Origin of the sequence: Nostoc sp. (assembly GCF_036917635.1) — a bacterium.
Classification (GTDB): Bacteria; Cyanobacteriota; Cyanobacteriia; order Cyanobacteriales; family Nostocaceae; genus Nostoc.
Window position 1 is genome coordinate 1 of sequence record NZ_JBALCW010000068.1, and the last position, 7133, is coordinate 7133.

At 41.6% G+C, this 7133-nt stretch carries 4 protein-coding genes and 1 pseudogene; 3 read left to right on the top strand and 2 right to left on the bottom strand.

Features of this window, described 5'->3' with window-relative positions; all coding sequences use genetic code 11:
- Positions 1-85: 85 nt before the first annotated feature.
- Entirely contained in the window at positions 86-217 is a 132-nt protein-coding gene (locus V7K32_RS16915) for a hypothetical protein (RefSeq protein ID WP_334994992.1), read from the bottom strand.
- A 92-nt stretch (positions 218-309) separates the two neighbouring features.
- Between V7K32_RS16915 and tftA the strand changes: the two genes are divergently transcribed.
- Together tftA and V7K32_RS16925 are read left to right on the top strand one after the other, a co-directional pair.
- Complete coding sequence (gene tftA, locus V7K32_RS16920) at positions 310-1662, top strand: hormogonium tapered terminus morphoprotein TftA (protein ID WP_334994993.1); 1353 nt, start codon at positions 310-312, stop codon at positions 1660-1662.
- Positions 1663-1975: 313 nt separating this feature from the next.
- Positions 1976-4576, top strand: a complete 2601-nt coding sequence (locus tag V7K32_RS16925) for a BsuBI/PstI family type II restriction endonuclease (protein ID WP_334994994.1) — start codon at positions 1976-1978, stop codon at positions 4574-4576.
- Between the two features lie 109 nt (positions 4577-4685).
- Here V7K32_RS16925 and V7K32_RS16930 read toward each other — a convergent pair whose 3' ends face one another.
- On the bottom strand, positions 4686-6530 hold the full coding sequence (locus V7K32_RS16930) for a tetratricopeptide repeat protein (RefSeq protein ID WP_334994995.1): 1845 nt from the start codon (positions 6528-6530) through the stop codon (positions 4686-4688).
- A 454-nt stretch (positions 6531-6984) separates the two neighbouring features.
- Between V7K32_RS16930 and V7K32_RS16935 the strand changes: the two are divergent.
- Positions 6985-7133: pseudogene (locus V7K32_RS16935) on the top strand (photosystem II q(b) protein); the annotation flags it as partial.

Consider the following 7133-nt stretch of genomic DNA (forward strand, 5'->3'; position numbering starts at 1 on the left):
GTCATTGGTCATTGGTCATTGGTCATTGGTCATTGGTCATTGGTCATTGGTCATTGGTCATTGGTCATTGGTCATTGGTCATTGGTCATTGGTCAATAATTAATAGTTCTTCTCCCCCTGCTTCCCCTGCTTCCCCTGCTTCCTCATCTCCCTCATCTTTCCCACTCCCCACTCGCTGAACATTAACTTTGGAGAAATACCAAAGGATAAATGACAAAACACTTCTGATGGCTATTATATTCTTGTTGCTAGACCAAGAATTATCTATATAATTGCTTACACTTAATTTTATCAGAGGAAATACTTAAAATGGGGCGTATTTTTATTTCGGCGGCTCACGGAGGTAAAGAAGCTAGAGGGATAGATCCAGGTGCGATCGCAGGTGGTACAACTGAAGCGAAAGAAATGATTTTGCTGCGGGATTTGATTGTCACGGAACTGAGGGCGCGGAATGTGGAAATTTTGGCAGTCCCTGATGACTTGAGTGCCGCCCAAACTATCACCTGGATCAATTCCCGTGGCCGCCGGGGTGATGTTGCCCTAGAAATTGAATCTAATGCGGCTAACAGCCCTTCTGTGCGTGGGGCTAGCGTCTTCTACATTGCTAATAATAGCGATCGCAGAAGTAATGCTGAACAATTGCTAGTGGGGTTGTTGCGCCGCGTACCCCAATTACCGAATCGGGGAGTCAAGCCAGATACAGATAGTGGTTTAGGTAGTTTAGCATTCTGTCGCCAGACAACCTTTCCAGCTTTGGTGATGCAAGTGGCGTTTCTCAGCAATCCAGATGATCGGGCTTTGCTGCAAACTCGTCGCCGCGATTTTGCTTTAGGAATTGTCGATGGATTGGTGACTTGGAGTCGTGTAATTGACCCCACTCCTGGAACTCCGACCGAAACAAATTATCCGCCAATTAATATTAATATTAATGGACAAAATTACTCAGAGCAAGGAGTTTTAGTTAATGGTAATGCTTACATCCCCATTGATTTAGTAGACCTTTTGCGGATTGACCTTTCAAAAACGGCTAATGTCAACAGGATTACCTATCACAAAGTAGTTTATGTCAAAGCGATCGAACTGCGAGATTTTAATGTTGCAGTCAGTTGGAATGCGGCAACGCGGACTGTTAGCTTGCGATCGAATTTGGTGGTTTGCCCTGGTCAATTTTCGCGGGTGATGTCGAATGGTAATACTTCTGAAGTACAGTTGCAATTATTTTTGAGAAACAATAATGAAAATGCTTTAGTAAGCTTTCCTGACATCCCAAAACTTTATCGAGAAGAAGGAGGTATAGAGGGAGTGAACTATGATATTGCCTTTTGCCAAATGTGTGTAGAAACTGGATTTTTACAGTTTGGTGGTGATATTAAACCCGAGCAAAATAATTTTGCAGGCTTAGGTGCGATCGGTGGTGGTTCGGAGGCTGCATCTTTTCCAAGTGCCAGAATTGGAGTGAGGGCGCACATCCAACATTTGAAAGCTTACGCTAGTTTAGAACCTTTGGTACAAGAAGTAGTAGATCCAAGGTTTCGCTTTGTGACGCGGGGAATTGCGCCATTAATTGATCAGCTATCAGGGCGGTGGTCAGCAGATTTGGATTATGGTCCGAAGATTTCAGCAATGCTCAAACGATTATATGAATCAGCAGGACTTCTTTAAGTGTTGAGTAAATAAACTTGCACCAATTACTTGAACCCTCTCTTCCTTTGCGTCCAACTCTTAAAGACGCACTCGCGTTTGCGGTTCGTTTAATAAATACAGAGCTTATGCAAACAATAGACAAAACCCTTATATTCAGGTAGGGATAATTGATGAATTGCCCTTACACCGTATAGTTTTGCGTAAGTCGTAAAACTATATTAAATGCATCCTCATAGCGAAATGATATGAGGTTTTGCAGAACGCGATCGCCTTTAGACATCAGGATGTCGTAAAGTTGTTGTAGATTTAATAGCAATTAAAAAAATAGACCGTGATCGTCCCATCAAGCAATAGAGCATTAGTAGCAAATCATAACAGTAGTTTAGGATTTACCAGCCTCGCAAAACTATCAAGTGGAAACTTGCTTGCAGAAGTCGATCTTCATCGGGCTGTAGTAAGTTTAAAGCTAAGGCAAGACAAAAAAGTGTCGATGGGTCAGTTTCTCACTCCCGCCTCAGTAGCCCAATTGATGGCTGGGATGTTTAATCGGCTAGATTTGCCTGAAATATCTTTGCTTGATGCTGGAGCAGGAATCGGTTCATTACTAGCGGCTTTTGTGGTACAAGTATGCCAGCATCAAAAACACACGTCAAGTTTGCGCGTTGTAGCTTATGAAATTGACCCTTTTCTAATTCGATATTTGCATCAAACTCTAGAGCTATGTGAGAAGGAATGTCAACGTGTGGGTATTTCCTTCAATTACGAAATTCGTGAGACTGATTTTATTGAAGATGCTGTCAGGCTGCAAAAGCTTGGTTTATTGAATAGTGCGATGCCTACGGCGGTAAACTACGCAACACAATTTACTCATGCTATTCTCAACCCGCCTTATTTGAAAATTAATGCTCATTCCCAAATGCGCGAATTGCTGCGTTCCATTGGTTTAGAAACTAGTAATCTTTATACTGGTTTTATGGCTGCAACAGCGCAACTTCTAAAACCAAGTGGGGAATTTGTAGCGATTACACCGCGCAGTTTTTGCAATGGGCCGTATTTCCGTGACTTTCGCAAGATGTTTTTAGAGATGATGGCTTTAGAGCAAGTACATCTTTTTGAGTCGCGACAAGAAGCCTTTAGTGACGATGATGTTTTGCAGGAAACTATCATCATCCAAACTACAAAACAAAGGCAAAAGTCTAGCAGCGTCATCATCAATAGCAGTTTTGGCGCTAATGATGACTTGATAATGTCACATTCTGTACCATATTCTGAGTTAGTTAACCCTAATGATTTAGAGAAGTTTATTCATATTATTCCAGATAAGATTAGCCAGCAAATAGTTCAAAAGATGACACTTTTTAGCTGTACTTTGAAAGATTTAGGGCTAACAGTTTCAACCGGGCGGGTAGTAGATTTCCGAGCAAAAGAGTACTTAAGGACAAATCCAGAAAACAATACCGTTCCTTTAATTTATCCGGTAAATTTAGCGAATGGATATGTAGAATACCCAAAAATAACTAAAAAGCCTCAAGCAATAGTGCATATAGAAGAAACAGCGAATCTTCTAATACCAAATGAGCATTACGTCTTATGTAAAAGATTTTCATCGAAAGAAGAGAAAAAGCGTGTTGTTGCGGTAGTTTATGATGCCGACCAATTTAATTATCGCTATGTCGGCTTTGAAAATCACTTGAATTACTTTCACAAAGATGGGTGTGGACTTAGCCTTACTTTGGCTCGTGGGCTTGCTGTTTATCTCAATTCAACCCTAGTTGATGCTTTTTTTCGGTTGTTTAATGGGCATACTCAGGTCAATGCAACAGATTTACGAAAATTAAAGTACCCTAATTTGTCACAGCTATTGTCATTAGGGACGGGGATTAAAAAGCAGTTTCCTTCTTTGCAAGAAATTGATGAACTTATTGAAAATAAGCTACTGAGTATGTCAAATCTGTCAGAGAATAATCCAATTGCAACTAAGTCTCGAATTGATGAAGCGCTGCAAATTTTGACACAATTGGGCTTTCCACAGGCACAGCTTAACGAACGGTCAGCTTTAACTCTCTTGGCGTTGCTTGACTTAAAACCGCTAGACTCTTGGCAATTAGCAACTTCCCCTTTGATGGGAATTACGCCGATGATGAACTTTATGGCTAAACATTATGGCAAAACCTATAAGCCCAACACACGGGAAACAGTTCGCCGCCAGACAGTGCATCAATTTCTGGATGCAGCTTTGATAGTTGCTAATCCAGATGATTTAAGCCGCCCTATTAACAGTCCCAAAACTGTATATCAAATCGAGGAAAGTGCGCTCGAACTATTACGAACCTACGGTACTGAGGAATGGGAAAAGAGTATTTGCACCTATCTTGCTTCAGTTGAAACTCTGAAAAAACAATATGCTCAAGAGCGCGAAATGTCACGTATTCCTATAGTAATTGACGGAGAAATTAAAACTTTATCGCCAGGTGGTCAGAATATTCTGATTGAAAAAATTATTAATGATTTTGCTCCTCGTTTTACTCCTAGCGGAAAGCTAATCTATATTGGCGATACAGATGAAAAGTTCGCCCACTTCGATGAAGCAGCACTAGCAGATTTAGGCGTTAATATTGATTCTCACGGCAAAATGCCAGATGTGATTATTCACTTCACAACAAATAACTGGTTGGTGTTGATTGAAGCTGTAACTTCACATGGCCCAATTAATCCTAAACGCAAGAAGGAACTTGAAGTCTTATTCAAAGATATCCAAATACCTCTGGTGATGATAACAACATTTCTTAGCCGTAAGGCAATGGTGGCATATCTGGCAGAGATTGCTTGGGAAACAGATGTTTGGGTTGCTGATGATTCAACTCACCTGATTCATTTCAATGGTGAATATCTATTGCAGGCTTACCAAACAGATAAGAAGCAAACTTCTTAAATATACGAAAATACGCTTGGTGTTAGTAATATTTTGCCCCGGAAGATCCCCCCAACCCCCCGATAATTTGGGGGGCTTAATTCCCTCCTTTTTTTATCGAATTACTTTCTTACATATCTTGTTTATATTCTTCTAACAATTGCGGAATGTGATCGTAGCCATCTACACCAATAACTGCAATGATTTTCGGACGATGTTGCTGTAATAATTTTTGGAAAGCTTCTGCCCCGATTTGTCTTTGTAAAATTGTCAGTAATCCTGCTGGTTGTCGCCACTCACGAGAAGCAATTTGCTCTAAAAGATACATTCCCAAGCAGCCTGTGTAAACTGTTTTTTCTGAATTTTGGAGATGATAATAAGCTTCTGCCAAATAAGCTAAGTTACGCCCTTGGAGATATAAATCGCCGGAAACTTGCGCTGTTTTAAAGCCATCTTCAAGATATTTAATTGCAGTTTGGTGTTCTCCAATTACTAAATAGGCAATTCCTAAGCTGCTGACACATAAGGCTTTACTTTGAATATCGCCTAATTTTTCTGATAATTTTAAACCTTGTTCTAAATAATTAATTGCTGATTCATAGGTTTCGGGTTCTAGGTTTTCCAATTCCTGAGCTTGCATCACTTCGCTGTAACCTAAATTTACTAGCGCGTTTGCTTCTCCTGTTCTATCGCCTGCTTGCCGACTCAGTATCAATGCCCGTTGACTGTAGTTAATTGCCTCAGGATAATTTTGCTGTTGCACATAGGTGCGGCTGAGGTGGTTGAGATTGGCAATTTCACAGGTGCGATCGCCTGCATTTCTGGCTATCTCTAATGCCTGCTGATGAAAATCAATAGAGCGCTGGTATTGTCCTAAAGCACGCTGAGAATAACCTAAAAGGGTCAAAATCCGCGCCTTTTCTTGGGTTCCCTCGCCTCGTCGCAATGGTTCATCCAAATAATCGAGGGCATCTCGCAAATAAGTGCCAGTAAAAGAGGCAAAAATTCCGCCGTAAAAGGGAAAATACGGACGCTGGGCAAAGGTTCGCAAAATTTGGAGCATGATTTGAGAACAGGCATCGCTGTATACTGTGCCAATGCTCCTAAAACCACTTGCTAACTGGCTCCAAATTACTGCAAAAGTTAAAAAGGTGGAAATGGACAACTTTGGCCCGGCCTTAATATCGTAAGCTTGTTGGTCAAACCAGTTAATTAGTCCCCGTTGCAAGAACTGTAAAATCAATGCCATTTCCACCCAATCTCTAAGGGTAATCCCCCGTTGTCGCTCGGCAAACTCTATTGCAGATTCTTCCATAGCTAAGGTGCGAAGCAGTGCTTTGGGTAACTCACTGTTGAGTTGTTTCGCCCAACTTGCCCAAGGCCCACGTTCACCGGGTACGCCGCCAAATCCCAAAGATTCTTTTTGCTCGTACATCCAACTGAGCAAGTTGTCTTGCAATCGCCCCCAAGAAGCTAAACCACGGGTAATACCTTCGGAAAATTGTTGTAAATCAGCATCTGCCTGAGCAAATTGCTGTAATGCTTTTGACAATTGCTGTAGCTGTTGCAAATTTAGCGGGGACTTCTGATTGGGATCGGTAACCCGTAAAAATACCGCTAGACGCTCATCTGCCGCAGATGTGGTAATTTCTGTAACTGCGGAGGCGATCGCTTCTGTGGTTTTGTTTTGCTCCCAAAAGCGTTGCCATTGACTTTGAATAGTTTTAATGGCTCTCAAACTCCGAGTAGCCTTAGCTTTTTTGAGTTCGTCTTTTTCACTATCGACTTGATTTTGGAGAGCATTCAAGCGATCGCTCAAAGCTAACTCAAAGACTTCTCCTGTACCAGAAGTAATTCCTTTAAGCAGCATTTGATACACCATCTCAACAGAGCTAATTTTGCCCTTGAGGGTGGTTTCGACAATTTCATCAATTAAGGCAAGATAGCGATCGCGCAATGGCAAAGAGTCTGGCACTTTGGCTACTAGAGAACGTCACGTCCATTCTAATTCTAGTCTGAGTTTGACCGAGTAGATTAGACGCTTGTAGGGATTGAGAGCATTCAACCAAGAGGCAGGAGGCAGGGGAGACAAGTTTAGAGGGTGTAGGCAATGTCTGACGGGCTGACTTTGCGATCGCAGGATCATTCCTGAAAACATCCTCAATATCGTTAATTCACATTACGACCCATTTGTACAGTGCCTAAGTCCTAAGATAGTTCATCCAGGGTTATGCCGTGAAAAGTTAGAACAGAAGCCAAGGTAGGGTACGTCTACCCAGTTCTTACCTTTAAATAAGTAAAGCTGATGAGTTGTATCAGCTTTACTGAAGTAAAAAACTTGATTAAAAAATGTAAAGCATTGTAAAGTAGTTTCACAGGCAAAAACAAAACCGCCTGATTAATAAATAACTAACCGCACTTATAAAACCATGACAGCAACCTTACAACAGCGCTCAAGCGCCAACGTATGGGATAGATTCTGTGAGTGGATCACCAGCACCAACAACCGTATTTACATCGGTTGGTTCGGCGTAGTAATGATCCCCACCCTGCTAGCCGCCACCGCTTGCTTCGTAAT